This window comes from Variovorax robiniae (genome assembly GCF_037889955.1).
Lineage (GTDB): Bacteria > Pseudomonadota > Gammaproteobacteria > Burkholderiales > Burkholderiaceae_C > Variovorax > Variovorax robiniae.
In genome coordinates, this window is sequence record NZ_JBBKZS010000090.1 from 1 (window position 1) to 1196 (window position 1196).

Below are 1196 nucleotides of genomic sequence, written 5' to 3' on the forward strand. Positions count from 1 at the left end.
AGACGTCCAGGATCTTGGCAACCACGCCCGAACCCACGGTACGGCCGCCTTCACGGATGGCGAAGCGCAGGCCCTCTTCCATCGCGATCGGGTTGATCAGCTTCACGGTGATGCTGACGTTGTCGCCAGGCATGACCATTTCCTTGTCCTTGGGCAACTCGATCGCGCCGGTCACGTCCGTCGTGCGGAAGTAGAACTGCGGACGATAGTTGTTGAAGAACGGCGTGTGACGGCCGCCTTCATCCTTCGACAGGACATACACCTCGGCGGTGAAGTGCGTGTGCGGCTTGATCGAGCCCGGCTTGCACAGCACTTGGCCGCGTTCGACTTCTTCGCGCTTGGTGCCACGCAGCAGCACGCCAACGTTGTCGCCAGCCTGGCCTTGGTCCAGCAGCTTGCGGAACATTTCCACGCCGGTGCAGGTGGTCTTGACCGTCGGGCGGATGCCCACGATTTCGATTTCTTCACCGACCTTGATCACGCCACGCTCGACGGCGCCGGTCACGACCGTGCCGCGACCCGAGATCGAGAACACGTCTTCGACGGGCATCAGGAAGGTGCCGTCCACAGCGCGCTCGGGCGTCGGGATGTAGGTGTCCAGCGCCTCAGCCAGCTTCATGATGGCTTCTTCGCCCAGCTTGCCCTTGTCGCCTTCCAGGGCGAGCTTGGCCGAGCCGTGGATGATGGGGGTGTCGTCGCCCGGGAATTCGTACTTGTCCAGCAGTTCGCGGACTTCCATTTCGACCAGCTCGAGCAGCTCGGCGTCGTCGACCATGTCGCACTTGTTCAGGAACACGATGATGTAGCCCACACCCACCTGGCGCGCCAGCAGGATGTGTTCACGGGTCTGGGGCATCGGGCCGTCGGCGGCCGAGCACACCAGGATCGCGCCGTCCATCTGGGCAGCGCCGGTGATCATGTTCTTGACGTAGTCGGCGTGGCCGGGGCAGTCGACGTGTGCGTAGTGGCGGTTGGCCGTTTCGTATTCGACGTGGGCGGTGTTGATGGTGATGCCGCGGGCCTTTTCTTCGGGCGCTGCGTCGATCTGGTCATACGCCTTCGCTTCGCCGCCGAACTTGGCCGACAGCACCGTTGCGATTGCAGCGGTCAGCGTGGTCTTGCCGTGGTCGACGTGACCGATCGTGCCGACGTTGACGTGCGGCTTGGTGCGGGTGAACTTGCCTTTTGCCATTTTT

General features: G+C 63.0%; 1 protein-coding gene. It reads right to left on the reverse strand.

Annotation, left to right across the window (positions count from 1 at the left end; genetic code table 11):
* A partial coding sequence (tuf, locus tag WKW79_RS36975; RefSeq protein WP_340340188.1) for an elongation factor Tu occupies nucleotides 1-1192 on the reverse strand: 1192 nt, incomplete at its 3' end.
* Nucleotides 1193-1196 lie beyond the last annotated feature (4 nt).